Origin of the sequence: Nitratireductor rhodophyticola (genome assembly GCF_019891355.1) — a bacterium.
GTDB lineage: Bacteria > Pseudomonadota > Alphaproteobacteria > Rhizobiales > Rhizobiaceae > Nitratireductor > Nitratireductor rhodophyticola.
On sequence record NZ_JAHSSF010000003.1, the window covers coordinates 785,497 to 810,857 of the forward strand.

29 protein-coding genes are annotated in these 25,361 nt (G+C 62.3%); 11 read left to right on the top strand and 18 right to left on the bottom strand.

What is annotated here, in order from left to right; all coding sequences use genetic code 11:
• Nucleotides 1–3 precede the first annotated feature (3 nt).
• From KUG85_RS14875 to dut, 4 genes are all read right to left on the bottom strand, one after another.
• Nucleotides 4–363 carry a DUF1850 domain-containing protein gene (locus tag KUG85_RS14875; RefSeq protein WP_223005749.1) on the bottom strand — a complete coding sequence of 120 codons (360 nt, stop codon included), beginning with the start codon at nt 361–363 and terminating at the stop codon, nt 4–6.
• Nucleotides 360–2,477: a TRAP transporter permease gene (locus tag KUG85_RS14880; protein WP_223005750.1), complete on the bottom strand. Its 2,118-nt coding sequence runs from the start codon at nt 2,475–2,477 to the stop codon at nt 360–362. The genes KUG85_RS14875 and KUG85_RS14880 overlap by 4 nt, the downstream gene beginning before the upstream one ends.
• Before the next feature lie 160 nt (nt 2,478–2,637).
• Nucleotides 2,638–3,594, bottom strand: coding sequence for a TAXI family TRAP transporter solute-binding subunit (locus KUG85_RS14885; protein ID WP_065817077.1), 957 nt, complete (start codon nt 3,592–3,594; stop codon nt 2,638–2,640).
• Nucleotides 3,595–3,818: 224 nt separating this feature from the next.
• On the bottom strand, nt 3,819–4,304 hold the full coding sequence (gene dut, locus KUG85_RS14890; protein WP_065816657.1) for a dUTP diphosphatase: 486 nt from the start codon (nt 4,302–4,304) through the stop codon (nt 3,819–3,821).
• 200 nt (nt 4,305–4,504) lie between these two features.
• On the opposite strand from dut, the gene KUG85_RS14895 reads away from it, so the two are divergent.
• The 7 genes from KUG85_RS14895 to KUG85_RS14925 all read left to right on the top strand — a co-directional run bounded on the left by KUG85_RS14895 (nt 4,505) and on the right by KUG85_RS14925 (nt 9,300).
• Nucleotides 4,505–6,094: a peptide chain release factor 3 gene (locus tag KUG85_RS14895; protein WP_223005870.1), complete on the top strand. Its 1,590-nt coding sequence runs from the start codon at nt 4,505–4,507 to the stop codon at nt 6,092–6,094.
• Nucleotides 6,095–6,281: 187 nt separating this feature from the next.
• Nucleotides 6,282–6,941, top strand: coding sequence for a peroxiredoxin (locus tag KUG85_RS14900; protein ID WP_223005751.1), 660 nt, complete (start codon nt 6,282–6,284; stop codon nt 6,939–6,941).
• A gap of 150 nt (nt 6,942–7,091) precedes the next feature.
• Nucleotides 7,092–7,442 carry an MliC family protein gene (locus KUG85_RS14905; RefSeq protein WP_223005752.1) on the top strand — a complete coding sequence of 117 codons (351 nt, stop codon included), beginning with the start codon at nt 7,092–7,094 and terminating at the stop codon, nt 7,440–7,442.
• A gap of 66 nt (nt 7,443–7,508) precedes the next feature.
• Nucleotides 7,509–7,862, top strand: coding sequence for an ArsR/SmtB family transcription factor (locus tag KUG85_RS14910; protein ID WP_223005753.1), 354 nt, complete (start codon nt 7,509–7,511; stop codon nt 7,860–7,862).
• Between the two features lie 42 nt (nt 7,863–7,904).
• Nucleotides 7,905–8,453: an SRPBCC family protein gene (locus KUG85_RS14915; protein ID WP_223005754.1), complete on the top strand. Its 549-nt coding sequence runs from the start codon at nt 7,905–7,907 to the stop codon at nt 8,451–8,453.
• Nucleotides 8,454–8,487: 34 nt separating this feature from the next.
• Nucleotides 8,488–8,898: a VOC family protein gene (locus KUG85_RS14920; RefSeq protein ID WP_223005755.1), complete on the top strand. Its 411-nt coding sequence runs from the start codon at nt 8,488–8,490 to the stop codon at nt 8,896–8,898.
• Between the two features lie 9 nt (nt 8,899–8,907).
• Entirely contained in the window at nt 8,908–9,300 is a 393-nt protein-coding gene (locus KUG85_RS14925; RefSeq protein ID WP_223005756.1) for a VOC family protein, read from the top strand.
• 46 nt (nt 9,301–9,346) lie between these two features.
• Here KUG85_RS14925 and KUG85_RS14930 read toward each other — a convergent pair whose 3' ends face one another.
• The 7 genes from KUG85_RS14930 to ubiE all read right to left on the bottom strand — a co-directional run bounded on the left by KUG85_RS14930 (nt 9,347) and on the right by ubiE (nt 15,502).
• Nucleotides 9,347–10,264, bottom strand: coding sequence for a pirin family protein (locus tag KUG85_RS14930; RefSeq protein ID WP_223005757.1), 918 nt, complete (start codon nt 10,262–10,264; stop codon nt 9,347–9,349).
• 81 nt (nt 10,265–10,345) lie between these two features.
• Nucleotides 10,346–10,921, bottom strand: a complete 576-nt coding sequence (locus KUG85_RS14935; RefSeq protein WP_223005758.1) for a GNAT family N-acetyltransferase — start codon at nt 10,919–10,921, stop codon at nt 10,346–10,348.
• Entirely contained in the window at nt 10,918–12,162 is a 1,245-nt protein-coding gene (gene coaBC / locus KUG85_RS14940) for a bifunctional phosphopantothenoylcysteine decarboxylase/phosphopantothenate--cysteine ligase CoaBC (RefSeq protein ID WP_223005759.1), read from the bottom strand. The genes KUG85_RS14935 and coaBC overlap by 4 nt, the downstream gene beginning before the upstream one ends.
• 14 nt (nt 12,163–12,176) lie before the next feature.
• A complete protein-coding gene (locus KUG85_RS14945) occupies nt 12,177–12,602 on the bottom strand; it encodes a type II toxin-antitoxin system VapC family toxin (RefSeq protein ID WP_065816650.1) in 426 nt (141 codons plus the stop codon).
• The gene (locus KUG85_RS14950) at nt 12,586–12,840 is read right to left on the bottom strand and encodes a FitA-like ribbon-helix-helix domain-containing protein (RefSeq protein WP_065816649.1); all 255 of its coding nucleotides are present in this window, start codon (nt 12,838–12,840) and stop codon (nt 12,586–12,588) included. Before KUG85_RS14950 ends, KUG85_RS14945 begins: the two co-directional genes overlap by 17 nt.
• Before the next feature lie 297 nt (nt 12,841–13,137).
• A complete protein-coding gene (gene ubiB / locus KUG85_RS14955; protein WP_223005760.1) occupies nt 13,138–14,715 on the bottom strand; it encodes a 2-polyprenylphenol 6-hydroxylase in 1,578 nt (525 codons plus the stop codon).
• A 10-nt stretch (nt 14,716–14,725) separates the two neighbouring features.
• The gene (gene ubiE, locus KUG85_RS14960) at nt 14,726–15,502 is read right to left on the bottom strand and encodes a bifunctional demethylmenaquinone methyltransferase/2-methoxy-6-polyprenyl-1,4-benzoquinol methylase UbiE (RefSeq protein WP_223005761.1); all 777 of its coding nucleotides are present in this window, start codon (nt 15,500–15,502) and stop codon (nt 14,726–14,728) included.
• 108 nt (nt 15,503–15,610) lie between these two features.
• On the opposite strand from ubiE, the gene KUG85_RS14965 reads away from it, so the two are divergent.
• From KUG85_RS14965 to KUG85_RS14975, 3 genes are all read left to right on the top strand, one after another.
• Nucleotides 15,611–16,591 carry an adenosine deaminase gene (locus KUG85_RS14965; protein ID WP_223005762.1) on the top strand — a complete coding sequence of 327 codons (981 nt, stop codon included), beginning with the start codon at nt 15,611–15,613 and terminating at the stop codon, nt 16,589–16,591.
• 175 nt (nt 16,592–16,766) lie between these two features.
• A complete protein-coding gene (upp, locus tag KUG85_RS14970; protein ID WP_065816646.1) occupies nt 16,767–17,396 on the top strand; it encodes a uracil phosphoribosyltransferase in 630 nt (209 codons plus the stop codon).
• A gap of 96 nt (nt 17,397–17,492) precedes the next feature.
• The gene (locus tag KUG85_RS14975) at nt 17,493–18,068 is read left to right on the top strand and encodes a retropepsin-like aspartic protease family protein (protein WP_223005763.1); all 576 of its coding nucleotides are present in this window, start codon (nt 17,493–17,495) and stop codon (nt 18,066–18,068) included.
• Nucleotides 18,069–18,099: 31 nt separating this feature from the next.
• Here the strand turns inward: KUG85_RS14975 and deoA are convergent, their stop codons facing one another.
• Genes deoA through KUG85_RS15005 form a run of 6 tightly spaced genes read right to left on the bottom strand, consistent with a single transcriptional unit; the run spans nt 18,100 to nt 24,266 of the window.
• Nucleotides 18,100–19,419 (bottom strand): thymidine phosphorylase, encoded by a 1,320-nt coding sequence (gene deoA / locus KUG85_RS14980; RefSeq protein WP_223005871.1) that lies wholly within the window; start codon nt 19,417–19,419, stop codon nt 18,100–18,102.
• Nucleotides 19,420–19,426: 7 nt separating this feature from the next.
• Entirely contained in the window at nt 19,427–20,233 is an 807-nt protein-coding gene (locus tag KUG85_RS14985) for a purine-nucleoside phosphorylase (protein ID WP_223005764.1), read from the bottom strand.
• Nucleotides 20,230–20,625: a cytidine deaminase gene (locus KUG85_RS14990; protein ID WP_223005765.1), complete on the bottom strand. Its 396-nt coding sequence runs from the start codon at nt 20,623–20,625 to the stop codon at nt 20,230–20,232. Before KUG85_RS14990 ends, KUG85_RS14985 begins: the two co-directional genes overlap by 4 nt.
• Nucleotides 20,625–21,596, bottom strand: a complete 972-nt coding sequence (locus KUG85_RS14995) for an ABC transporter permease (RefSeq protein WP_223005766.1) — start codon at nt 21,594–21,596, stop codon at nt 20,625–20,627. The genes KUG85_RS14990 and KUG85_RS14995 overlap by 1 nt, the downstream gene beginning before the upstream one ends.
• A gap of 1 nt (nt 21,597) precedes the next feature.
• Entirely contained in the window at nt 21,598–22,737 is a 1,140-nt protein-coding gene (locus KUG85_RS15000; RefSeq protein WP_223005767.1) for an ABC transporter permease, read from the bottom strand.
• A complete protein-coding gene (locus KUG85_RS15005; protein WP_223005768.1) occupies nt 22,734–24,266 on the bottom strand; it encodes an ABC transporter ATP-binding protein in 1,533 nt (510 codons plus the stop codon). Before KUG85_RS15005 ends, KUG85_RS15000 begins: the two co-directional genes overlap by 4 nt.
• Before the next feature lie 194 nt (nt 24,267–24,460).
• Between KUG85_RS15005 and KUG85_RS15010 the strand changes: the two genes are divergently transcribed.
• Nucleotides 24,461–24,664, top strand: a complete 204-nt coding sequence (locus KUG85_RS15010; protein ID WP_007008515.1) for a SlyX family protein — start codon at nt 24,461–24,463, stop codon at nt 24,662–24,664.
• 341 nt (nt 24,665–25,005) lie between these two features.
• On the opposite strand, the gene KUG85_RS15015 is transcribed toward KUG85_RS15010, so the two are convergent.
• Complete coding sequence (locus KUG85_RS15015) at nt 25,006–25,293, bottom strand: hypothetical protein (RefSeq protein ID WP_223005769.1); 288 nt, start codon at nt 25,291–25,293, stop codon at nt 25,006–25,008.
• Nucleotides 25,294–25,361: the final 68 nt, after the last annotated feature.

Below are 25,361 nucleotides of genomic sequence, written 5' to 3' on the forward strand. Positions count from 1 at the left end.
CGCTCACTCACAATATCTGACGATCACCGGCTTTCCGGCTGACGCGCCCAGTTCGTGGCATTCATCTGCTGCGCACAATTGCCAGCCGGAGCCTGTTGCGCCTGAAGCGGCAAGGGCGAGTTCGCTCTGCGGTGGCAGGGGCGGGCGATAGCGCCACCAGCCATCTTCAAAGTGCGCGTCAGGCGGCGGCTCCATGCCCGCTCCTGACCCTTGAACGCGCGCCTCGACAATCTCCAGCCCGGCGGGCGTCGCCCGCCAGTCTTCCTCCCAGCGGATTTTCTCCACCGAGTGCGTCCATGACAGGGTGAAAAGCGCTGCCCCGAGGGTCAGTGCTTTTCCGCCTGCCAGAACGCATATGCTCATGCGTCGGCCTTTGTTTCTTCCGAAGCGTGCGCCGTGCGCGTGCGATACCAGTGCTGGCCGAGGAACAGGGCGGCAAGCGCGAAGCCGAGTTCATCGGTTATCGGCAGCGCGGCAATCAGCGTAAAGGCCGCTGCGGCTGCAAGAATGCGCTCCCAGACGGCAAGCTTCGAGCGCAGGAAGCCGATCACCGCCGCGCCCCAGAGCGCAATGGCGAGCAGCGCCTTGAAGACGATATAGACGACTGCCGGATAATAGCCCCAGGCCTCCGCCAGCGGCCCGCCATCCTGCAGCATCAGCGCCGGCGTGTAGACCGCCATGAAAGGGATCACGAAGCCGGCGGCAGCCACCTTGATCGCTTCCATGGAAATCTTGAGGCCGTTCTCCTTGGCGATGGGACCGGCTGCGAAGCATGCAAGCGCAACGGGCGGCGTCAGGTCTGCCAGAATGCCGAAATAAAAGACGAACATGTGGCTGACGATCAGCGGCACACCAAGCGCCAGAAGCGCCGGGCCGGCGATCGACGAGGTGATGATGTAGTTCGGAATGGTCGGAATGCCCATGCCGAGCACGATGCAGGTGATCATGGTCAGCACGAGCGAAAGGAACAGGCTGGTCTCGCCCACGGAGACGATGAACTGACCAAACGTGTTGGCAACGCCGGTCAGGGTCATGGTTCCGATAATGATGCCGACCACGGCGCAGGCCACGCCCACGGGAAGCGCAGTCTTGGCTCCCTCGGCAAGGGAATCCCGGCAGACCACCAGCGTCCTGCGGCCGCCATCGACGAAAAGATTGGCGACGATCAGCACCAGCGCGGCGATCAGGATTGCCGTGATGCCGTAGCTGAAGAAGCTTGCCGCAACGAGGCCGAGACCGACCCAGAAGATCACCCGCAGGACCTGCCCGGGAAGACCGAGCGCGACCGAGCCGCCAAGGATCAGCAGCACTGTCAGCGACAGGCCGATCGTGCCGGCGAAGAGCGGCGTGTAGCCGGAGAAGAGGAGATAGACGAGCACGGCCAGCGGCAGGATGAGATACCAGCCCTTGCGCAGCGCATTGCGCGCGGAAGGGAGCTCCGAGCGCGGCAGGCCGTGCAGGCCGTATTTGCCGGCTTCCAGATGCACCATCCAGAAGGCCGAGGCGAAGTAGAGCACGGCGGGAATGATCGCCGCCTTGACCACCTCGTAATATTCGATGCCCAGCGTCTCGGCCATGATGAAGGCCACCGCGCCCATCACGGGCGGCATGATCTGCCCGCCCATGGAAGCGGTCGACTCCACACCGCCGGCAAAGGCCGCGCGATAGCCGAAGCGTTTCATGAGCGGGATGGTGAACTGTCCGGTGGTCACCACATTGGCGACGCCCGAACCGGAGATCGTGCCCATCAGGCCGGATGAGATGACCGACACCTTGGCCGCGCCGCCGCGCGCATGACCCACAAGGCCGAGCGACACATCGGTGAAGAGCTTGATCATGCCGGCGCGTTCGAGGAACGAGCCGAACAGGATGAACAGGAAGATGTAGGTGGCCGAAACGTAGATCGGGATGCCGTAAATACCTTCCGTGCCATAGGCCATGTGGTCGATGACCTGGCTGAAATCATAGCCGCGATGGTTCAGCGGCGAGGGCAGATACTGGCCGAACAGGCAGTAGGCGAGAAACGCGCCGGAGATGATCGGCAGGGCCGGGCCCATCAGCACATAGGCGGCGGCAAAGACGGTGACGAGCGCGATCACGCCGAACACAATGTCGAGCGGCAAGGGATCGCCTGCGCGCAGGAGCAACGGCTTGTATTCGATGTATTGATAGAGCGCGACGGCAACGCCGGCGAGCGCCAGTGTCCAGGCAAGCGCCTTGATCATGGGAGCGCTGTCACGCGCCTGCGCCACCAGCGGGAAAACCAGCAGCGTCAGGAAACCGACGTGGAAGGCGCGGGCGACCTGGCTCGGCAGGCTGATCACATGCGCGGCGGTGGCAATCTGGTACAGCGAGAACACCACCGCGATCCAGAAGAGCAGCCGGCCGATGCGATCGGTCCCGAACTCACCATGCGTGTGGTCGTGCAATTCAGCCTCGGCCGGGCTCGCGGCCTGGCCAGTCTCTGTATTCGTCATCGGGCGCTCCGCTTCCCATGCTGTGCGTCAGGGCCTTGCCGATTGTCCGCTCGGGTGCATGGCACGCGCGAGGGCTCGGCATTTCGGGCCTTCCTGTCACGCCCCGCCCCGGGATGTGACAGGAAGGCCCCGTCGCTGGACGGGGCCTCGCAGGACTGGCCTAGAGCAGGCCCTTTTCCTTGTAATAGCGCTCTGCGCCGGGGTGCAGCGGCAGCGGCAGGCCCTTGGGGCCATTCTCGGCTGAGATGGCCTTGGCAGCGGCGTGGGCGGCCACCATGTCGTCGAGGTTCTCGAAGAGCTGTTTGGTCATCTGATACGCGACCTCATCGGACACATCCGAATGGGTGACGAGGATGTTGGTGATGGCCAGCGTCGGCACGTCCTCGCTCTGGCCCTCATAGGTGCCGGCGGGAATGGTTGCGGCGATGAACGGCGCACCAAGCGTCTCGGCCACGCTGTTGGGCACCGACACGATGGTCACCGGAAGCGAAAGCGCGAGGTCCTTGATCGAAGCAACGCCAAGGCCGGCCGACTGGAGGGTCGCATCAAGCTGGCGGTTCTTGATCAGCTCGACGGATTCGCCGAATGGAAGATACTCGGTCTTGCCGAGATCGTCATAGCTCATGTCCATGGCGCCGAAGATGCGCTGGGCGTTGAGCTCGGTGCCGGATTTCGGCGCCCCGACGGAAAGGCCCTTGCCCTTCAGGTCGCCGAATTCCTTGATGCCGGATTCCTGCGAAGCGACGATCTGAATGTAGTTGGGATAGATCGCGGCGATGGCGCGCAACTTGTCGAGCTTCTGGTCGAAGCCGGCTTCGGCATCGCCTTCCCAGGCCGACTTGACGGAATCACCAAGTGCAAACGCGATTTCGCCACGGCCCTGCTGAAGAAGGTTGAGGTTTTCCACCGATGCCTTGGTCGACTGCACCTGCGTGCGCACGCCTTCAATGTTCTCGCCATAGATTTTGGAAAGCTGCGAGCCGAGCGGATAGTAGACGCCCGAAGTGCCGCCGGTCAGCACGTTGATGAAGTCCTGCGCCACGGCGCCGGCGGGTGCAAGGCCCAGCGACAACGCCACAGCACCGGCTGCGAGATACTTCCTGCTTGCATGTAACATCATGTCTCCTCCGCAATGTAGCTGCTCCGCAGGCATCACCGCCTGCGCTGCCCATGACTGTAGACAACCGCGCGCGCTTGCCAACAGGAAAGCGACTGGCAAGGGGGCGAACGGCCTGTGAAAGCCGATAATCGGACAAAAAACCGCGCGCAACCCCCTTCGGCTTCGCAAAGAGCCTGCGCGTCTTATACCAAAGTATAGGGGGCAAGCGGAGAGGAGTGGCGTCAGGCGATGCCGGTCGAGCCGAACCCGCCGCCGCCGCGCAGGGTCTCGCTGGCATGGCTGCGCTCTTCCAGCCTGGCCTGCACCACCGGAGCAATCACAAGCTGGGCTATCCTGAGGCCGCGCGTGATGGCGAAGTCGTCTTCGCCATGGTTGATAAGCAGAACCTGAACCTCACCACGATAGTCCGCGTCGATGGTGCCGGGTGCGTTGAGGCAGGTGATGCCATGCTTGAGCGCAAGGCCGGAGCGCGGACGAACCTGCCCTTCAAACCCTTCGGGCAGCTCGAGGATGAAGCCGGTCGGAACCAGCACCCGCTTGCCCGGCAGAAGCACGATGCGGCGGTCTTCCGGCACGGCGGCGCGCAGGTCCATGCCGGCGGCGGCTGCGGTTTCATAAGCCGGCAAAGGAAGTCCTTCTCCATGCGGCAGGCGGACGATGCCGGCGGTGGGGCCGATGACGGGCATGGAGGAAACGGTGTTGGACATGGTTTGATCCTGTGCGCTGCAATCCGGGGGCGGTGATCACGACCCTTTCCGTCTGGCCCGTTTTGCCGATGAATTCAACCGCGGCGTGGCTGGCAGGCGCATCTCTTCACCATTATGTGGAACGGGAGGCGTCCACTTTCCGTTCGACACGCGCCGTGCCGCTTGTTACAAGCGCCCGGCTTCAGGAAAACCAGATCAAGATGACCGACAAAATCGCCGATGCGGTGTCGCGCCGCCGTACATTTGCAATCATTTCGCACCCGGACGCCGGTAAGACCACGCTGACCGAGAAGCTTCTTCTTTTCGGCGGCGCCATCCAGCTTGCCGGCGAGGTGAAGGCAAAGAAGAACCGCGTCCAGACGCGTTCGGACTGGATGAACATCGAGCGCGAGCGCGGCATCTCCGTCGTCACATCGGTGATGACGTTCGAGTATGGCGACCACGTTTTCAACCTGCTCGACACGCCGGGCCACGAAGACTTCGCCGACGACACCTATCGCACGCTGACAGCGGTCGACAGCGCCATCATGGTGATCGACGCGGCCAAGGGCATCGAGCCACGCACGCTGAAGCTGTTCGAAGTATGCCGCCTGCGCGACATCCCGATCGTCACCTTCGTCAACAAGCTCGACAGGGAAAGCCGCGATCCGTTCGAGATCCTGGACGAGATCGAACAGAAGCTGGCGCTGGACACCGCACCCGTCACCTGGCCCATCGGTCGGGGCAAGAGCTTCGTCGGCACCTACAATCTTGCCAACAACACGATGCGCCGCTCGGATGACGATGTGGAGCCCATCGCCGTCAACGGGCCGGAATCCGATGCGGTTGCCGGGCTCTTGCCCGAGCACGAGCGCGAGATGCTGGTCGAGGAAATGCTGCTCGGCAAGGAGGCCTGCCGTCCGTTCGATATGCAGGCTTTTCGCGAGGGGCATCTGACGCCAGTCTATTTCGGCTCGGCGCTGCGCAATTTCGGCGTGCGCGACCTGATCGAGGCGCTTGGCAGCTTCGGTCCCGCGCCGCGCGCTCAGGATGCGGATTCGCGCAGGGTGGAAGCGACGGAGGAAAAGATGACCTCCTTCGTTTTCAAGATTCAGGCGAATATGGACCCAAACCATCGCGATCGCATTGCCTTCGTGCGCGTGTGCTCCGGCAAGTTGCAGCGCGGGATGAAGGCCAAGCTGGTGCGCACCGGCAAGCCGATCAGCCTGTCGGCACCGCAATTCTTCTTCGCCAAGAGCCGCATCACCGCCGACGAGGCCTTTGCCGGCGATGTGGTGGGCATCCCCAACCACGGCACGCTGCGCATCGGCGACACGCTGACCGAGGGCGAGGAGCTTCTGTTCCGGGGCGTGCCCAATTTCGCGCCGGAAATCCTGCGCCGCGTCCGGCTTGGCGACGCCATGAAAGCCAAGAAGCTGAAGGAAGCCCTGCAGCAGATGGCCGAAGAGGGGGTCGTGCAGCTCTTCACACCCGAAGATGGCTCACCCGCCATTGTCGGTGTGGTTGGCGCGCTGCAGCTCGATGTGCTCAAGGAGCGGCTGAAGATCGAATATTCGCTTCCTGTGGATTTCGAGATGGCGCGTTTCAGCGTGTGCCGCTGGATTTCGTCCGACGAACCCGGTGAAGTGGACCGCTTCATCGCCAGCCATCGCGGCGACATCGCACGTGATCTCGACGATGATCCGGTTTTCCTGGCACCGCACGAGTTCGGCCTGAACTACGAGGCCGACCGCTGGAAGGCCGTGCGCTTCGCCACGGTGAAGGATTACCAGACGCGCAAGGCGGCCTGAGCGAACGGATTCGCCAGGCAAACCAGGCGGGGGATGTAAATTTTCCACTCAGGCCCATCTTGGGAATGAGATTCCAAGCAACTGCGTCGATTTACACCTAGATGAGGTTCATTAACCTGTGTTTGGGTTGTTATCCTGCTGCGGCAGGAACACCCAACGCTTTATCTCACCTCAGGAGGAGAGAACGATGAGCCTTCGCATCAATGACGCGGCGCCGGATTTCAGCGCCGAGACCACCCACGGCACGATCAACTTCCATGACTGGGTTGGCGACGGCTGGGCCGTGCTCTTCAGTCACCCCAAGGATTTCACGCCTGTCTGCACGACCGAGCTTGGCACGATGGCCGGCCTCGAGGATGAGTTCAAGAAGCGCAACACCAAGATCATTGGCATTTCCGTCGATCCGGTCGAGGACCACGTGCGCTGGAAGGAAGACATCAAGAAGGCGACCGGCCAGGCTGTCGAATATCCGATGATCGGCGACAGCGACCTCAAGGTCGCAAAGCTCTACGGTATGCTGCCGGCCGATGCGGGCGACAGCTCCGACGGTCGTACGGCTGCGGACAACCAGACCGTGCGCTCGGTCTACGTTGTGGGACCCGACAAGAAGGTCAAGCTTGTGCTCACATATCCCATGACCACGGGCCGCAATTTTGCAGAAATCCTGCGCGCGATCGATTCCATCCAGTTGACCGCCAAGCATCAGGTGGCGACGCCCGCCAATTGGCAGCAGGGCGAGGATGTGATCATCACACCCGCCGTTTCCAACGAGGACGCCGAAAAGCGCTTCGGTTCGTTCGAGACGATCCTGCCCTATCTGCGCAAGACCAAACAGCCTGCGGGCTGATCATTTAGCAGGACAGGTATCAGGAACATCGGCCCCGGAAGCCCGCTGCTTCCGGGGCTCTTCATTTGCGCGCCAGGCCCGGCCTTGTCTTCAAATCGACACGCTGTCACGGTCTCATGATTCTGTGTGAAACCGTTACAGGAGCCCGCCATGCGCCACCCCGCTCTGTCACTGATCGCCCTCCTCGCAATCGGTTCCCCGACCCATGCGGCAACGCTTGAGATCGATCTGCCCGATGCGGAAAGCGTGGAGACCGTCGCGGTAACCTATGCGTGCCCGGACGGCGATATCGACGCCACTTATTATAATGCTGAAGACAATTCGCTTGCAGTGGTCACGATCGACGGCGGCCCGGTGGTGATGAGCAGCGTCCTTGCCGCCTCGGGTGTCAAATATGCCGGCGGTCCCTATGTCTGGTGGACCAAAGGTGACGATGCCGATCTCTACGATCTGATGAAGGGTGAGGACGCGGAGCCGGTGTCCTGCACCGCAAAGAACTGACCTGACCGGCGTTAAAAAGTAAACCATTAGGTTGACTAACTGCTTTGCGGCTGATAGCTAAACCATATGGTTGAATATCAGTCACCCCATCTCGATGCCGTTTTCCACGCCCTGTCGGACCCGACCAGGCGGGCCATGCTGCACCGTCTTTCCGGCGGTGAGCAAAGTGTCTCGCAACTGGCGCAGCCCTTCGACATGTCGCTGGCCGGCGCCTCCAAACATGTGAAGGTTCTTGAAGGGGCGGGCCTCGTCAGCCGGCGCGTGGACGGCCGCACCCACTATTGCCGGCTGGAGGCAGCGCGGCTTGCCGAAGCACAGGCGTGGTTCCGCTACTACGAACGCTTCTGGTCCAACCGGCTCGACGCGCTGCAGGCGATCCTGGAAGCGGAGGATCGGGAGAGTTCCGCCGGGAGAGACTGACGTCCCGCCCGCTCAGCCACCTCAACCTTTGAGAGGAAGATGATGAGACAGATCGAGGAAAGTGATTATGGCGTCGCTACGGCACCCAATGAGGTTCGCTTCGAACGATCTCTCCCGGGCCCTGTCGAACGCGTTTGGGCCTATCTGACCGAGGCGGATAAGCGCCGGCAATGGCTGGCGGGCGGAGAGATGGAGCCGCGTGCAGGCGGTTCCGCAAAACTCCTGTTCCGCCATTCCGAATTCACCGACGAGGACCCGCCTGAGGTCTATAGGGAAATGAACGAGAAGGGATTTCTCTCCGAGGGGCGGATCATTGCCTGGGATCCACCGCGACATCTGGCCATGACCTGGCCGGGAGACGGTGCCGATAGCCAGGTGGAGTTCGAGCTCTTTCCCGAGGGCGACAGGGTTCTCCTTGTCGTGACCCACAAACGCCTCGCTGACCGGGACGAGATGATCAATGTCTCTGGTGGCTGGCACGCGCATCTCGCAGTTCTGGAAGCGGTGCTTTCGGGCGAGAAGGCGCCGCCATTCTGGTCGCAGATTAAGGCGCTGGAAGCCGCATACACTGCACGCTTCAACGAACGGTGAGACCCCTTTCGCTATTGGCACCAAGGAGCATGACATGAACGTTTCCGCTACGCCGCCCAAGGCTGGCGCCCAGCCCGATACCGCACCGAAGCTCGCCGGCGGGCGCAACATCGCGATGAAGGTGCCGCCGCATCAGTATGACGAGACGGTACGCTTCTACCGGGACGTACTCGGCATGGAGCAGATCGAGGAGCTTCTGCCCGCTGTCGGCTTCCGCTTCGGAGCCAACCAGCTCTGGATCGACAAGACGCCGGGCATGAGCCAGTCGGAACTCTGGCTCGAAATCGTGACCGATGACACGAAGGCTGCCGCCGCGCGGCTCGAAGCGGCGGGCATCGTGCGCTGCGACGAGATCGAACCGCTGGGCGAGAGTTTCGACGGGTTCTGGATATCGAGCCCCGCGCAGATCATCCATCTTGTCGACCATAAATCCGGCACCTGGTGAGGAGGAGACATGCTCAGGATCGCACTGACGAGCATCCTTGTGGATGATCAGGACAAGGCTGAGGCATTTTACACGGATGTGCTTGGTTTCCGGAAGAAGCAGGACTTTCCGGCCGGCGGTGCCCGCTGGCTGACGGTGGTGACACCGGGAACAGAGAACGGCACCGAGTTGCTGCTGGAACCCATGGGATACGACTTCGCGCGCACCTACCAGAAGGCGCTTTATGATGCCGGCATACCCTGCACGACCTTTGCCAGCGAGGACGTGCAGGCAGAGTATGAGCGACTGAAAGCGCGCGGCGTGGTGTTTCGTGGAGAGCCGACCCGGATGGAGGGGATGCCGACCATAGCGGTGTTCGAGGATACGTGCGGCAACCTCGTTCAGATGTTCGAGGCATCTTGAGAAGAAAGGGCGGACACAAGGCGTCCGCCCTCCATTCAGTCTGACGTCAGAACTTCGCGCCTTCGCGGATGAACGTGCCGGCATTCAGTTCGTTGAACGCCTGCACCAGTTCCTGGCGCGTGTTCATGACGATGGGACCATGCCAGGCGACGGGCTCCTGGATGGGCTTGCCCGAAACGAGCAGAAAGCGGATGCCTCGTTCGCCGGCCTGCACCACCACCTCGTCGCCCGTGTCGAAAACCACGAGCGTGCGGTCACCGCTCATGTCGCGCAGATGCAATTCCTCGCCTGCGACCTCCTTTTCGACCAGCACCCCGAATGGTTTCGAGGCATCGCGGAACGTGCCGGAGCCTTCGAAGATATAGGCGAAAGCGCTGCGATAGGTGTCGACCGGCAGGACCTTGCGGCGCCCCGGTGGCACCCAGACATCGAGATATTGCGGATCGGCCGCAATACCATCGACGGGACCGCGCTTGCCCCAGAACTCACCGACCACGACACGAACCCGAGTGCCGTCATCGTCGATCACTTCGGGAATGTCGCCGGCCTTCACGTCCTGATAGCGTGGCGTCGTCATCTTCTCGCTTGAGGGCAGGTTGGCCCAGAGCTGGAAGCCGTGCATACGGCCATGCCTGTCGCCATGCGGCATCTCCTGATGAAGGATACCGCTGCCGGCCGTCATCCATTGCACGTCGCCAGCGCCGAGCGAGCCGGCATTGCCGAGACTGTCGGCGTGATCGACACTGCCCGCCAGCACATAGGTGATCGTTTCGATGCCGCGATGCGGATGCCAGGGGAAGCCGGCCTGATAGTCTTCCGGCCGATCATTGCGGAAATCATCGAGTAGCAGGAAGGGGTCGGCCAGCTTCGGATCGCCAAAGCCGAACGCTCGGTCAAGCCGAACACCTGCGCCTTCCATCGTGGGCTGCGCCTGCGAAATCTGCTTTACGGGACGAATGGACATGATCGTCTCTCCATCTGTTGCTTGCAGCCAAGATAGGCTGTGCGTGCGGTCATCGCATCCGCAACAGCGAAGACATGCTGTTCACATATTGGAGACAATCGGCGGCGATGACGCTGCGGGTGATCCAATGCTCTCGTCACGCCAGAACACGATTGTCGGGCGGTCCTTGTACTCGGTGCGCGCCTTTTCAACAAAGCCGAGGCGCCCCGCGAGCTTGCGCGACGGAGCGTTCTCCTCATCGATGATGCAGGTGATGGCCTTGTCTCGGTGTGCCCGCGAGCACCAGGAAAACACGGCTTCCATGGCTTCTCTCGCATATCCCCTGCCGTGGACTTCCGGGAGGAAAACCCATCCGGCTTCGAGTGTGTCTTCCAGCGAGGGAGTGATGACGCGCCGCGCTTCCTGAACGCCGGCGTCGCCCAGAAATGCGCCAGTCGCCTTCTCCGTCACGGCAAAATAGCCGAAACCCATCAGGTCCCACATGCCGCGATGCATGGCGAGACGGCGCCAGGCATCTTCGCCGGTGAGCGGCTTGCCCGAGGTAAAGCGCGTGGCTTCAGGCAGCGACCAGAGGCGGGCGAAGGCATCGAAATCGGCGATGGAGTGTGCACGAAGCACGAGGCGCTCTGTTTCGAGAACCGGAGTCTGCAGGGTCATTCTTTTGGTCCGAGCCGATCGGCTATCAACTGTGCCAGACGTTCGGCAACATCGTCCTTGCCCATCTCCGGCCATTCGTCGTGTCCGTCCTGGCTGACGATCACCACGCTGTTGCGGTCGCCGCCCATCACACCACCGGGGCCGACGCCGCTGTCATGCGAGACGTCGTTGGCGACGATGATGTCGGCACCCTTCTTGTTCAGCTTTGCGCGTGCATTCTTGAACAGGTCCTGCGTTTCGGCAGCGAAGCCGATGACGAGCGCAGGGCGCTTCTCATGGTGGCCGACACCGGCAAGAATGTCCGGGTTCTCGGTGAGCTCCAGCGTCGGCGCGCCTTCGCCCTGTTTCTTCTTGATTTTTTCCGCGGTCTCGACAGCCGGACGCCAGTCGGCGACAGCAGCGACGAAGACACCGGCATCTGCCGGAAGTGCGGCTTCCACCGCTTCGCGCATCTGGCGTGCCGTTTCCACATGGGTGGTGGTTACACCCTGCGGGTCCGGAATGGAGACGGGGCCCGAAACGAGGTGAACCGAAGCCCCGAGGTGGGCAAGCGCCGCAGCGATGGCGTGTCCCTGTTTGCCCGAAGACCGGTTGGCAATATAGCGAACCGGGTCGATCACCTCATGGGTCGGTCCTGAGGTAACGATCACCTTGCGCCCCGCAAGCGGCTTTTCGCCGGTGTCGAGCAGGGCCTCTATGGCTGCCACGATCTCCATCGGCTCGGCCATGCGGCCTTCGCCTGCTTCGCCGCTTTCGGCCATCTCCCCCCGATTGGGACCGACGAAATGCACCCCGTCTTCCCGGAGCGTTCTGGCATTGCGCTGCGTGGCCGGGTGTTCCCACATATGGGGGTTCATGGCCGGCGCCATGAGAACGGGCTTGTCGGTGGCAAGCAGCACCGTGGATGCGAGGTCATTGGCCTGGCCGGTGGCGAGCTTTGCCATCAGGTCGGCGGTCGCGGGCGCGACGACGAGAAGATCGGCCTCCCGCGAAAGACGGATATGGCCGACATCGTGTTCGTCCTGACGGTCGAACAGATCGGTGAAGACATGGTCCGCCGAGAGTGCGCCCACGGAAAGCGGCGTGATGAACTCCTGTGCGGCCCTTGTCATCACACAGCGCACGCTTGCCCCACGCTCGCGCAGGCGGCGGATCAGGTCGAGGCATTTATAGGCTGCGATACCCCCGCCGATCAAAAGCAGGATGCGCGTTTTGCGAAGGGTCTGCTGCGGGGCTGTCATCGATGCAGGCTCTCTTACGACGGCTTCATGGCTGGCTCGATATCGGTATGAACGAAATCGTCGCCCTTGAAAAGAAGCGGCAGGTTAGCGCTGCGGGCGAGCGCGTAAGCGAAGCAGTCTCCGATGTTGAGCGCGGCCCGGTGGCCGGTGCCTGCACCATAGATCGCGTACGCCTTGCGGGCGATGCTCAATTGCCGGTCGTCGAAGTCGACCGTTTCCACGTCGAGAGCCTTGAGCAGCGTGTTGAGGCGTGCGGTTCCCTCGATCATCGCAATGTGCCTGGCAACGCAGTGCGCCTCGAAGGTGGTGGTGCTGCTGATAAGGATCTGCTCTGCCTGCACGAAAGCCTGCCGAAACATGTCCGCATCCGCATCGCCGTTCAGAACGGCGATCAGCGCCGACGTGTCGACGACGAATTTCGCTTCACAGTGTACGGCCATTCCAGATCTCGTCGGTGATGGCCTTCAGGTCGAACGCGCCGATGGGTCTGACCGAGATCGATCCGATGAGCTCGGCACGGCGACTGTTTTGATGCGTGGCGGTTTTTGTGTGCGGCTGGACGCTGCGCGCGAGGATACGGCGCACTTCTTCTTCCATTGAGACGTCATTTTCAGCGGCGCGTTTCTTCAGGGCGCGCCGAACCTTCTCATCCACATTTCGAATGGTCAGTGTCGCCATCGATACTCCATTACGCTGGGCTGCCTGCCTGAACACCGTGACAGCATTGCTGCACGAGACCATTTCAGCCGCGGGCGCGCTGGCGATGCGCCCAAACCTGACTGCGAAATGCTGTAGCGCATTGACTGCATGACTGTCAGTGCCGGCATTGCATTATTCACACTTCTTCTGCGTGGAATAAATGAAGTGAATCCGTATCTTAAGGCTTGTTTGCTAGCATTGCTGTCATCGCATTCGCGGCAGCCGGCGCAAGGCAGTGACGTGCTGCTTCAGGAAATGGGTGTCGGTTGGATTGGATCAGGACATCTGCCAGGCGATGGCGGCAAGGGCGATGGCGATCACCCATAGCGCTAGGCGTCCGCCGCGCGAATGGCGCGCTTCCGCCCTGCCGATCGCCTCGGCCGTCTCGGGATCAAAACGCAGCCCCTTCTGGGCCATCGTGTCGATCTCGCGGGAGAGGCGCTCCGTACGGGCGGCCAGGTCCGGGGCCTGACGAACGAGCGCGACGAGCGCTCCCACCCCCTCGCGGGCATCGTTCAGCATGCCGCGCGGTCCGAGATTGGCGGCAATCCAGTCGGACACGACGGGCTCGGCCGTCTTCCACATATTGAAATGCGGATCGAGCGTGCGTGCCACGCCCTCGACCACGACCATGGTTTTCTGCAGCAGCAGAAGCTCGGGCCGGGTCTGCATGTCGAAAAGCTCGGTGACTTCGAAGAGAAGCGTCAGAAGCCGCGCCATGGAGATGGTCTCGGCCGACTGGCCGTGGATCGGCTCGCCGATGGCCCGCAGCGCCTGGGCGAACGCGGCGACATCGTGATGTGCCGGCACATAGCCCGCCTCGAAATGCACCTCCGCCACCCGGCGGAAATCACGGGTAATGAAACCGTAGAGGATTTCGGCCAGGAAATGCCGCTCCTTGCGTCCAATCCGTCCGGTGATGCCGAAATCGACGGCAACGATCGTGCCGTCATCCTCGACAAACAGGTTGCCGGGATGCATGTCGGCGTGAAAGAAGCCGTCGCGCAATGTATGGCGCAGGAAGGACTGGATCAGCGTCCGGGCGAGCGCATCGAGGTCGTGACCGGCCTCACGCAGCGCGTCGATGTTCGACATCTTCGTGCCGTTGACCCATTCGAGCGTCATCACGTCGCGGCCGGTGCGCTGCCAGTCGACAGCCGGCACGCGGAAGCCCGGATCGTCCTTCGTGTTTTCCTGTATCTCTGAAATGGCGGCGGCTTCCAGTCGCAGATCCATCTCGATCTTCGTCACCTGCGCGAGCGTCTCCGCCACCTTTACGGGCTTGAGACGGCGCGTGGACGGCATGAACCGCTCCTGCAGATGTGCGGCCAGAAAATAGCTTTCCAGATCGTTCTGGAAGCGGCGCCTGACGCCAGGCCGAATGACCTTGACGGCCACCTTTCGCGGCTCGGCTTCGCCCGCATCGACGCGGGCTTCATGCACCTGAGCAATCGACGCGGCAGCAACCGGCCCGTCGAACTCGACGAAGAGCTCTTCGACGGGCAGGCCGAGCGAACTCTCAATGGCCGTCCTTGCCTGGGCTTCCGGAAACGTGTCCATCCGGTCCTGCAGGCGGGAAAGATCGCGGGCCATGTCGTGACCGACGACATCGGGTCGCGTCGCCAGGAACTGGCCGAGCTTCACATAGGAGGGGCCGAGCCGGTTCACGGCCTGCGCAAGGCGTTCAGGGCGGTCGCGCCGCGCCGAGCGTCGTCGCGACATCAGCTTTGCGACACGCCAGCCAAAGCGCGGCATGCCTTCCAGCTGATCGCCGGGCATGGCTGCAACCACACCTTCACGAACGAGAATCCAGCCCGCGCGTGCAAGCCTCAGATATGCGCCGACCGTGCTCATGAATATGCCGTCAAATCTTCCAGCCGGAGTGCAGGGCGGCGATGCCGCCCGTGTAGTTGCGCCAGGTCACGCGCGAAAAGCCCGCATCGGTGATCATGGCGGCAAAATTCTGCTGGTTGGGGAACTTGCGGATGGATTCGATCAGGTAGCGATAGGGTTCGCCATCGCCCGTCACTGCCTGCCCGATGCGCGGAATGGCGTGGAAGGACCAGTTCTCATAGACCTTGTCGAGGAGGGGCATCTCGACTTCGGAAAACTCGAGGCAGAGAAAGCGTCCGCCGGGTTTCAGAACGCGGAAAGCCTCATCCAGCGCCCGGTCGATATGCGGAACATTGCGAATGCCAAAGGCAATCGTATAGGCGTCAAAACTGTTGTCCTCGAAGGGCAGTTCCTCAGCGTTGGCTTCGACAAAGGTCAGGTTTTCGGCAATGCCCTTCTTCTCGGCGCGTTCGCGGCCGACTTCCAGCATCGAGCCATTGATGTCGAGAACCGTCACCTCGGCGTTGCGGCGGGATGCCTCGACGATGCGGAAGGCGATGTCACCCGTGCCGCCAGCCACATCCAGCGCGCGATAGCCCGGCTGTTTTGAAGGGGCGAGCCAAGAAATCATGGCATCCTTCCAGGCCCGGTGCAGACCTGCCGACATCAGGTCGTTCATCACGTCGTAGCGTTTTGCAACGCGGTGGAACACAGTGTTGACCAGACCCTGCTTCTCGTTTTCGTCTACCTGACGAAAACCGTAGGCCGTCTCCATGCCGCCATGGGCGGTGGTCCGCTGATCTGACATTGTCACCCTTTCGAAATCGCCGGGACCATAGCTCATTGCCGCTTCTGGCGCTATTGTCAAAAGCGCGATGAACAGCCGCGCCGGCGGACTTGTTAAAACGGAGCCCACATGGTCCCCAAAGCCGAGCTTCACTGTCATATCGAGGGCGCGGCCTCGCCCGACCTCGTTCTGTCCCAGGCGCGCAAATATGGTGTCGATACATCGGATTTCCTGCGCGACGGGGCCTATCACTGGTACGACTTCACGAGTTTCCTGGCAGCCTATGACGCGGCGGCAAACCTCTTCCGAAGCGAAGAGGATTACGCGCTTCTCGCCGAGGATTATCTGACGGGCCTTTCACGCGAGGGAGCCGTTTACTCGGAGATATTCACCTCGCCCGATCATGCCGAACGCGCCGGGCTCTCCCGCATGGCCTACACAAATGCCCTGGGCGAGGGGATAGAGCGCGCGCGGGCGGCAACGGGCATCGAGGGACGGATCATTATAACGGGCGTGCGCCATTTCGGAGCGGGTGCGGTCGAGGATGCGGCCCGGTTTACCGCCGCCTGCGGGCATAGGCTGGTGACCGGTTTCGGCATGGCCGGCGATGAGCGTTTCGGCAATATGCGTGACTACGAAAACGCCTTCGAGATCGCCCGCGAGGCGGGGCTCGGTCTGACTGTCCATGCGGGGGAATTCGGCGGCTGGGAGAGTGTGGAGGCAGCGCTGAACCACATTCGCCCCGCGCGCATCGGCCATGGCGTGCGCGCCATCGAAAACCCGGATCTGGTGCGCCGGCTGGCGGAGGAAGGGGTGGTGCTGGAAGTGTGTCCGGTCTCCAACATCGTGCTGAAAGTCTTTCCCGACTATGCCAGTCACCCGCTGCCTGCCCTGCTCGGCGCGGGTTGTCGCGTTACGCTCAATTCGGATGACCCGCCCCATTTTCACACCTCGCTCGGCCATGAATATCAGGTGGCGCGGGAGCATTTCGGCCTTGACGATGCGACCTTGCGTAGCCTGACACGCACGGCCATAGAGGCTGCCTTCGTCGATGAAACCACCCGCACACGCCTGCTCGGCATTCTTGACGACAAAACTGTGGCTCAATGAGGCTTGCGGTATGCGGAAACGCGTGGGGCGGTTAGATCGCCGTGCGTCCATTCGGACGCACAAAGGACGATCTAAACTATTGATGGAGCATCGGAATAATCCGAAAACCGGATTCCACTTTTCGGTCCGATGCTCTAGTATTGGCCGCGAGAAACCAGCATCCGGGGAACATCATATGCAGGGCGTGACAGTCGTCGACCATCCGCTTGTCCAGCACAAGCTCACCATCATGCGCGACAAGGAGACATCGACGGCTGGCTTCCGGCGTCTCCTGCGCGAGATTTCGCTCTTGCTCTGCTATGAGGTCACGCGCGATCTGGAGCTGACCACCAAGCGAATAGAAACACCCCTTCAACCCATCGATTCGCCGACGCTTGAGGGCAAGAAGCTCGTCTTCGCGTCGGTGCTGCGCGCCGGCAACGGACTGCTCGACGGCATGCTGGACCTGGTGCCGGCGGCGCGCGTGGCACATGTGGGCATGTATCGCGATCACGAGACGCTGGAAGCGGTTGAGTATTTCTTCAAGGCACCGAGCGACCTTGGCGACCGGCTGGTGATCGTCGTCGATCCGATGTTGGCGACTGCCAACTCCGCCATCGCCGCGGTCGACAAGCTCAAGGAGCGTGGCGCCACCAATCTGCGCTTCCTGTGTCTGCTGGCCGCACCGGAGGGTATCGACAATTTCCGGAAATCTCATCCGGACGTTCCGATCTTTACGGCCTCGATAGACGAGTGCCTGAACGAGAAGGGCTATATCGTGCCTGGCCTCGGCGATGCCGGCGACCGCATGTACGGCACCAAGTAACCCGCACTTAACCAACCGGGACGGTTGTCGCTTCCGTTAAGCGAATGATCGGCGGCTTTTCTTATGGTTCTTCCGGAAGCAGGCTGGAAGGAACCTATGTTTCGCAAGATGATCATGCTGGGGGTCGTGGTTGGCGCGGCAGCGGGCGTTCCCGCCCTCTATCAGAGCAATCCGGATTTCTACCGGGGCCTCCTGCAAGCGGCGCTGAGCGGAAGCGGGGACGACGCTCCAGAAGAACTCGCAGTCGCGCGCCCGTCTTCCAGCGCTTCAAAGATGCGCGGTGAGACCTCTGTTCTCCTTGGCAAGAAGGTCAGCATAGCGGCCGACAACACCGGTCACTTCGTGGGGCGTTTCAAGCTGAATGGCCGCGAGATGAGCGCGATGATCGATACGGGCGCGACCTATGTGGCGATCAATCGGGAAACGGCCCGCCGGATCGGCGTCCAGTTGAGCCCGTCCGATTTCAAATATGAGGTAAATACGGCCAACGGAAAGGTTCGCGCTGCAGCCGCCGCGATAGAAAGCCTACAGATCGGCCGCATCTATGTCGAGAACATCGACGCCGTTGTGCTGGACGACCGGGCGCTGAACAAGGTGCTGATCGGCATGAGCTTTCTCGGTCGCCTCTCGCGCTTTGAGGTGGAAAATCGGGCTCTCGTGCTCGAGCAATAGCGATACATCCAAAGCGGAGCCGAACGCGCTGTCAGGCCTCGGCTGTCACGCGGCGCAGGATTGTCTTGCGCGCGCGCGGCTTCGTCTCAGTAATTTCATAGGCGTTGCGCACGGAACGCGCAGCGCGCTGTGCGGCGTCTTCCGATGATGCATGCACCATGCAGATCGGCTCGCCACGCCGCATTTCCGCCCCGACGGGGAGAAGGCCGGTCATGCCGACCGAATGGTCGATCGTGTCTTCGGGCTTGCGCCGCCCACCGCCAAGCTCGATGACGCCAATGCCGACCGCCCGGGAATCGATCGCCCCGACAAATCCGTCCCTTTCGGCAGGAACAGGCAGGATGACTTTCGCACCCGGCAGGTGTTTCTGCGGGCTTTCGACAAAATCCGCCGGTCCGCCGAGGGCGGACACCATCTTGCCGAACCGCTCGGCAGCACGGCCGCTCTCGAGCGCATCATAGGCCCGGTCGAATGCCTCGCGCGTGGTTGCAGCAATCCCGGTGGCAAGGAGCATTTCGCTCGCGAGTGCGAGTGTGACATCCTCCAGCCGCCGGTCACGTCCCCTGCCGGTCAGGAAGTCGACGGCATTGAGAACTTCAACCGCGTTGCCGGCGGCCGAGGCGAGCGGCTGGTTCATGTCGGTGACGAGTGCGGTGGCCGAAAGGCCGGCTTCGCCAGCGACACGCACCAGATTTTCGGCGAGTTTGCGCGCCGCCCGGGCATCGTCCATGAAGGCACCGTTGCCTGATTTGACATCGAGCACCAGCGAGGAAAGGCCAGCGGCAAGCTTCTTCGACAGGATCGACGCGGTGATGAGCGGGATCGATTCCACGGTGCCCGTGACGTCGCGCACGGCATAGAAGCGTTTGTCGGCCGGCGCCAGATCCGCTGTCTGCCCGATGATCGCGCAACCCACCTGGCGCACGGTCTCGGCAAAGCGCTGCTGGCCCGGTTGGCTCGTGTAGCCGGGGATTGAATCCATCTTGTCGAGTGTGCCGCCGGTGTGGCCGAGGCCGCGCCCGGAGATCATCGGCACGAAAGCTCCGCAGGCCGCCACGATGGGGGCGAGCATGAGGGAGACATTGTCGCCCACGCCACCGGTGGAATGTTTATCGGTCACTGGGCCGGGCAGGTCCGACCAGTCAAGCACGGCGCCCGAATCGCGCATGGCGAGCGTGAGGGCCGCACCTTCCGAGGCATCCATACCGTTGAGGAAAATGGCCATGGCAAGAGCGGCGATCTGCCCTTCGCTCCATGTGCCATCGGCCAGCCCGCCGGCGAACTCGGCGATTTCCTCGCCTGTCAGTGCCTTGCCGTCGCGCTTTCTGCGGATGATCTCCTGCGGCAGCATCGCGCCCTCAGCCGGCTGGGAGGCCATCGGCGCACAACTGGCCGAGGATGGTGGCGAGCCGCTGCCCGCCAATGGGCGCCATATCCTTCGTTTCCTGATGCGAAAGCTCGCCCGCGCTCATGCCGGCACCCAGATTGGTGATGACAGAGCAGGCTGCGACGCGAAGCCCGAAATAGCGCGAAAGAATGACCTCGGGAACCGTCGACATGCCGACCGCATCGGCACCCAGCGTGCGCGCCATGCGGATTTCCGCCGGGGTTTCGAAGGTCGGCCCGGAGAACCACATATAGACGCCCTTGTGCAATTGCGTGCCCGTCTTCTGCGCGGCTTTCTGAAGGCTCGTGCGCAGGCCGGCGTCATAGGCCTCGCTCATGCCCACGAACCGGCGGTCGCTGCCTTCACCGATCAGCGGGTTGGCGCCCGAGAAATTGATGTGATCCTCGATCAGCATGACCGAGCCGGGCGGCATGTCCTCACGCAGAGAGCCGGCGGCATTGGTGAGGATGAGCTGCGTGATGCCTATGCCCCATAAGGTTTCGAGTGCCGGGCGCATCGCCGCCGGGTCGCCGTGCTCGTAATAATGGGCGCGGCCCGCCAGCATCAAAACCGGTGTACCGGAAAGCCGGCCGGCGACGATCTCGCCCGCATGGCCGGTGACGCCGCTTTGCGGAAAGCCCGGTAACTCGGAATAGGAGATGCGCACGGCATCGTCCACATCGTTGACAAGCCCGCCGAGCCCGGAGCCCAGCACCAGCGCAAGCTGCGGGGCAAGCCCGTTGAGCCGCTCCGTCAGACGATCGACCGCCTGTTTCATTTGTCATCCTCGAAGCTGAATCCGCGCGGAAAGACCGCAGAAAAAGGCACCGTTTCCAGAACGCCGTTGGTGTCGCACAGATGCAGCACCGCATCTTCCGTAGCGAATTCCGCCAGCCGCTGCCGGCAGCCGCCGCAGGGCATGATCTTCGGCATTTTCTCCGCCACCACGGCGATCTCCGTCACGCGCCCGCCGCCCGCCATGACGAGATGGCCGAGCGCGGTGGTCTCCGCACACCAGCCTTCGGGATAGGAGGCGTTCTCGATGTTGCAGCCGGCATGGATCGCGCCCGCCTCGGTCCTGACCGCGGCCCCCACGGGAAAGCGGGAATAGGGGGCGTAGGCGTTTTTCATGGCCGCACTGGCGGCGGAAAAAAGGTCTCTGGCGCTCATCACCGCTCCTTCACATAGGGCACGCCACCGGCGCGCGGCGGCACCGCCTTGCCGATAAAGCCGGCCAGAAGCACCACGGTGAGGATATAGGGCAGCGCCTGCATGAACTGCACCGGCACCTGGCCGACAAGCGGCAGGGGCGTGCCCTGAATGCGGATTGCGAACGCATCGAGAAAGCCGAACAGAAGGCAGGCAAACATCACCGGCACGGGCTTCCATTTGGCGAAGATGAGGGCTGCCAGCGCGATGAAGCCCCGGCCTGCCGTCATGTCCTTCACAAAGCCGGCATTCTGCGCCAGCGACAGATAGGTGCCGGCCATGCCGGTGAGAATGCCGGTGCAGATGACGGCGCGATAGCGCAGCCATGAGACGGAGATGCCCGCCGTGTCGACCGCTGCCGGGTTTTCACCCACCGCCCGCAGTCTGAGGCCGAAACGCGTGCGGAACAGCACCCACCACGTGAAGGGCACGAGCAGAAAGGCAGCGTAAGTCAGGAGTGAATGACCGGAGATGAGTTCCGAATAGACCTCGCCGAGGATCGGCACGTCGCGCAACGTCTCGGCAAAGGGCAGCTCGATGGCGCCAAACCGGGCATCGCCCGGCAGCGAGGGGGTGCGTCCGCCCTGCCGGAACCATGCCTGGCCGAGAATGATCGTGGAGCCCGCGGCAATGAAATTGATCGCGACGCCCGAGACGATCTGGTTGCCGCGATGGGTGATCGAGGCGAAGCCATGCACCAGAGCAAGGAAGATGGAGATCAGCATCGCGGCGCCGAGCCCGGCCCAGGCGGAGCCGGTGACGGCCGCCGCCGCGCCGGCAGCAAATGCGCCGGCCAGCATCTTGCCCTCAAGGCCGATGTCGAACACGCCCGACCGCTCCGAATAGAGCCCGGCGAGTGCCGCCAGAAGCAGCGGTATGGATAACCGTACCGTCGAATCCAGAACGAGGATCAGGGAATGAAAGAAATCCATATCAGCCACCCTCTCCCTGCTGCGCCTCGATGCCTGCAGAGCGCGGGCTTAGGCTGGCGAAAAGCGCCTGTATCGAAGGCCGGAACATGTGCTCCAGTGCGCCGGCAAAAAGGATGACGAGGCCCTGAATGATGACGATCATGTCGCGTGAGATGTTGGGCATCTCGAAGGCGAGCTCGGCACCGCCCTGATAGAGCATGCCGAACAGGATGGCCGCCGGCACGATGCCCGCCGGATGCGAGCGCCCCATCAGCGCCACGGCGATGCCGACGAAGCCGGCCCCGGTGACGAAGTCGATCTGCAAACGGTTCTGGTCGCCCATCACCGGGTTGAGCGCCATCATGCCGGCAAGCGCGCCGGAAATGAGCATGGTGATGATGATGATCTTCGTCTCGCTGACACCGGCATAGCGCGCCGCCTTGGGGCTGAAACCGCGCATGCGGATCTCATAGCCGAGCCGCGTGCGCCAGATCAGGACCCAGACGAAAAACGCCGCCAGAAGCGCCAGCAGAAAGGAGAGGTTGAACGGGGCGGAGCGGATGGAAAAGCCCATCGCCTCCAGCACCCAGTTGAGCTTGGGCAATTGCCCGCCTTCAAGGAAATTGCGGGTTTGGGGCGCCTGCGCGCCGGCGGGCTTCAGTACATTGACCAGCAGATACACCATCAGGCTTGCGGCGATAAAATTGAACATGATCGTCGTGATGACGATGTGCGAGCCGCGCTTTGCCTGGAAATAGGCCGGGATGAAGGCCCACGCCGCGCCAAACAGCGCCGCACCCACAATGGCCAGCGGAAACACCACCCACCAGGGCAGAATGCTGTCGAAGGCGAGGCACACCACCGCCACGCCCAGCCCGCCCACATAGGCCTGCCCCTCGCCGCCAATGTTGAACAGGCTGCAATGGAAGGCGACGGCCACGGCAAGCCCGGTGAAGATGAAGCTCGTCGCGTAATAGAGCGTGTAGGCGATGTTCTGCCCGCGGCCCAGCGCCCCTTCCACCAGAATGGCGGCGGCGCGAAAGGGGTTTTCCCCCACCAGCATCACCACCAGCCCGGCCACCAGAAAGGCGACGGCGAGATTGATGAGCGGGATCAGCCCGTAATCGGCCCATGCGGGCAGTTTCGCATAAGGCGCACTCATTCCGCCGCCTCCTTTTCCTCGACGCCGGCCATGAGCAGGCCAAGCTCGCTTTCGCTGGCTTCGGGCCCGCGTTCGCCCACCACGCGGCCGGCGAACATGACCAGGATGCGGTCGGAGAGCGAGCGGATTTCATCGAGCTCGACCGAGACCAGAAGCACCGCCTTGCCCTGATCGCGCATGTCGATCAGCCTTGTGTGAATGAACTCGATGGCGCCCACATCCACGCCGCGCGTCGGCTGGCCGACGATCAGCACCTTCGGGTCCTGCTCCATCTCGCGCGCCAGCACGATCTTCTGCTGGTTGCCGCCGGAGAAGTTCGCCGTCTTCAGCCGGCAGTCGGGCGGGCGGATATCGTATTTCTCGATCTTCTCGCGCGCATCGGCGCGGATCGCCTCCATGTTGAGGAAGGGTCCGTTCAGATATTTCGCCTGCCGGTGATAGCCCAGCATGGCGTTCTCGTTTTCCTCGAACGGCAGGACAAGCCCCACATGATGCCGGTCCTCGGGCACATGGGCCATGCCGCGCGCGCGCAGGTCTGCGGGGTCTGCAGCGCCGGTCAGGTCCACCGGCTCGCCATCCAGCGTCACCGTGCCGGAAACGGCCTTGCGCACGCCGGTGATGGCATCGAGAAGCTGCGATTGCCCATTGCCCGCCACGCCGGCAATGCCGACGATCTCGCCCGCGCGCACGTCGAGCGACACATTGTCGACCATGGTGACGCCGCGCGAATCCTTCACGGTGAGATTGCGCACCGAAAGCAGCACCTCGCCGGGGCTTGCCTCGCCCTTTTCCACCTGAAGCAGAACGCGCCTGCCCACCATCAGCTCGGCCAGCTCCTCCACGCTGGTCTCGGCGGTCTTGCGGGTTGCCACCATCGTGCCCTGCCGCATGACCGAGACATTGTCGGTGATCGCCATGATCTCGCGCAGCTTGTGGGTGATAAGGATGATGGTTTTTCCCTCTTCCTTGAGCTGCTCCAGAATGCGGAAAAGGTGGTCCGCCTCTGCCGGCGTCAAGACGCCGGTCGGCTCGTCGAGGATGAGAATGTCCGCGCCGCGATAGAGCGCCTTGAGGATTTCCACCCGCTGCTGCAGGCCCACGGGCAGATCCTCGATGATGGCGTCGGGGTCCACCTCCAGCCCATAGTCGCGCTCCAGCCGCTCCAGCTCCGAGCGCGCCCTGGCGATGGAGGTGTTGAGCAGCGCCTCGCCTTCCGCCCCCAGGATCACGTTTTCCAGCACGGAAAAATTCTGCACCAGCATGAAGTGCTGATGCACCATGCCGATGCCCAGCGCGATGGCGTCGCTCGGCGTGTTGATCGCGGCCTTCTTGCCACCCACGTTGATCCGCCCGCGATCGGCCTGGTAGAAGCCGTAGAGGATCGACATCAGGGTCGATTTTCCGGCCCCGTTTTCGCCGATAATGCCGTGGATTGTCCCGGCCTCGATTTTCAGATCGATGTTGCGGTTTGCATGAACCGCGCCAAAGCTCTTGCTGATGCCCTTGAGCTCGATTGCCGTTTCAGCCATCGGCGACCCGCTTCCCCGTTTTTATCGTTTGGTCAAATTCCTATCACGCGGGCCCGCCGCCTGCCAACCGGTGCGGGAGGACATGGCGCGAGGCAGCCCGGGCGAAAGGCACCTCAGGCACTCTCGACAAATCAGGCCTTGCTTGTCAATTTCCGCAGGCGAGAATGCACCGAAACCGCAGAAAGAAGCGCGCCATGAGCGAAGACCGCATCACAAAGCTGGAAATCCTGGCCGCCGAGCAGGAAAAGACCATCGAAGAGCTTTCCGCCGAGCTCACGCGCCAGTGGCGCGAGACAGAAGCGCTGAAGAAAAAGCTCGATCGGCTCTCGGAGCGTTTCATGGAGCTGGAGGAGCAGACGGCGGGCGATGTGCCAGTGACCAAGCCGCCGCATTGGTGAGGGAGGGCGCCACCTATTTCCGGGCGGCAGTGCCTCCCTCGGGGGCGCCAGCCAAGTCCAGCACTTCAGGCAATGAGGTTCTGCGCTGATATCTGGCGTTGATTCACTGTCCGATCCTCACAATCAATGAGGATATCAGCGCAACCAGGCCGATGAAGATGTATCTGAACCCGCCGCTAATGTGGTAATTATCCGATATGTATAGCGCCGCTATAATGGATATTACGATAAATATTATCTTGTATGTCATGGAGAATATTCGGGTATATTTTGTAAAAGATATGAATTTTTCATCGTGACCGGCGCGAACAAAGCAATCGGATGTGCGCTGAGTAGCCCTGCTAAGGCTGCGGTCCGCCTATAGAAACGCCGGAACCTGGGCCGTATCCACCCATGGGATCAGAGCCGATACTGCCGCCGACATCCTGACCTATCGAGGCCGCCGCAGCGCCGAGGCCAATCGCGCCGGCAGGCCCGATGCTGGCACCCAGCGTGGTGCCCACCAGGCCGCCGATAGCGGCCCCTATATAGCCTCCTGCAGGATTGCCGGAACCGGCTCTTTCATTGCCTGAGCCGCCGCCACCGCCAAAGCTAAAATCCGACGCAAGAGAGGTATCAAAAAATTCCAACGATATAATCATAAATAAAAATTCTTTAAATAATAAAATAAAATCCAGTATCTATTGGTCATGTATAG

Bases quoted from the DNA above. Each gene is read 5' to 3' on its own strand.
- deoA (WP_223005871.1), bottom strand. From the start codon at position 19,419: ATGCTGCCGCAGGAGATCATCCGCAGAAAGCGCGACGGCAAGGCACTG.
- KUG85_RS14965 (WP_223005762.1), top strand. From the start codon at position 15,611: ATGGTCCCCAAAGCCGAGCTTCACTGTCATATCGAGGGCGCGGCCTCG.
- KUG85_RS14915 (WP_223005754.1), top strand. From the start codon at position 7,905: ATGAGACAGATCGAGGAAAGTGATTATGGCGTCGCTACGGCACCCAAT.
- KUG85_RS14910 (WP_223005753.1), top strand. From the start codon at position 7,509: ATGGTTGAATATCAGTCACCCCATCTCGATGCCGTTTTCCACGCCCTG.
- ubiB (WP_223005760.1), bottom strand. From the start codon at position 14,715: ATGAGCACGGTCGGCGCATATCTGAGGCTTGCACGCGCGGGCTGGATT.
- KUG85_RS14975 (WP_223005763.1), top strand. From the start codon at position 17,493: ATGTTTCGCAAGATGATCATGCTGGGGGTCGTGGTTGGCGCGGCAGCG.
- coaBC (WP_223005759.1), bottom strand. From the start codon at position 12,162: ATGACAGCCCCGCAGCAGACCCTTCGCAAAACGCGCATCCTGCTTTTG.
- KUG85_RS14875 (WP_223005749.1), bottom strand. From the start codon at position 363: ATGAGCATATGCGTTCTGGCAGGCGGAAAAGCACTGACCCTCGGGGCA.
- KUG85_RS14985 (WP_223005764.1), bottom strand. From the start codon at position 20,233: ATGAAACAGGCGGTCGATCGTCTGACGGAGCGGCTCAACGGGCTTGCC.
- KUG85_RS14950 (WP_065816649.1), bottom strand. From the start codon at position 12,840: ATGGCGACACTGACCATTCGAAATGTGGATGAGAAGGTTCGGCGCGCC.
- KUG85_RS14925 (WP_223005756.1), top strand. From the start codon at position 8,908: ATGCTCAGGATCGCACTGACGAGCATCCTTGTGGATGATCAGGACAAG.
- KUG85_RS14895 (WP_223005870.1), top strand. From the start codon at position 4,505: ATGACCGACAAAATCGCCGATGCGGTGTCGCGCCGCCGTACATTTGCA.
- KUG85_RS14920 (WP_223005755.1), top strand. From the start codon at position 8,488: ATGAACGTTTCCGCTACGCCGCCCAAGGCTGGCGCCCAGCCCGATACC.
- KUG85_RS14885 (WP_065817077.1), bottom strand. From the start codon at position 3,594: ATGTTACATGCAAGCAGGAAGTATCTCGCAGCCGGTGCTGTGGCGTTG.
- upp (WP_065816646.1), top strand. From the start codon at position 16,767: ATGCAGGGCGTGACAGTCGTCGACCATCCGCTTGTCCAGCACAAGCTC.
- KUG85_RS14930 (WP_223005757.1), bottom strand. From the start codon at position 10,264: ATGTCCATTCGTCCCGTAAAGCAGATTTCGCAGGCGCAGCCCACGATG.
- KUG85_RS14905 (WP_223005752.1), top strand. From the start codon at position 7,092: ATGCGCCACCCCGCTCTGTCACTGATCGCCCTCCTCGCAATCGGTTCC.
- KUG85_RS14880 (WP_223005750.1), bottom strand. From the start codon at position 2,477: ATGACGAATACAGAGACTGGCCAGGCCGCGAGCCCGGCCGAGGCTGAA.
- KUG85_RS14935 (WP_223005758.1), bottom strand. From the start codon at position 10,921: ATGACCCTGCAGACTCCGGTTCTCGAAACAGAGCGCCTCGTGCTTCGT.
- ubiE (WP_223005761.1), bottom strand. From the start codon at position 15,502: ATGTCAGATCAGCGGACCACCGCCCATGGCGGCATGGAGACGGCCTAC.
- KUG85_RS14900 (WP_223005751.1), top strand. From the start codon at position 6,282: ATGAGCCTTCGCATCAATGACGCGGCGCCGGATTTCAGCGCCGAGACC.
- KUG85_RS15010 (WP_007008515.1), top strand. From the start codon at position 24,461: ATGAGCGAAGACCGCATCACAAAGCTGGAAATCCTGGCCGCCGAGCAG.
- KUG85_RS14945 (WP_065816650.1), bottom strand. From the start codon at position 12,602: ATGGCCGTACACTGTGAAGCGAAATTCGTCGTCGACACGTCGGCGCTG.
- KUG85_RS15000 (WP_223005767.1), bottom strand. From the start codon at position 22,737: ATGAGTGCGCCTTATGCGAAACTGCCCGCATGGGCCGATTACGGGCTG.
- KUG85_RS14990 (WP_223005765.1), bottom strand. From the start codon at position 20,625: ATGAGCGCCAGAGACCTTTTTTCCGCCGCCAGTGCGGCCATGAAAAAC.
- KUG85_RS15005 (WP_223005768.1), bottom strand. From the start codon at position 24,266: ATGGCTGAAACGGCAATCGAGCTCAAGGGCATCAGCAAGAGCTTTGGC.
- KUG85_RS14995 (WP_223005766.1), bottom strand. From the start codon at position 21,596: ATGGATTTCTTTCATTCCCTGATCCTCGTTCTGGATTCGACGGTACGG.
- dut (WP_065816657.1), bottom strand. From the start codon at position 4,304: ATGTCCAACACCGTTTCCTCCATGCCCGTCATCGGCCCCACCGCCGGC.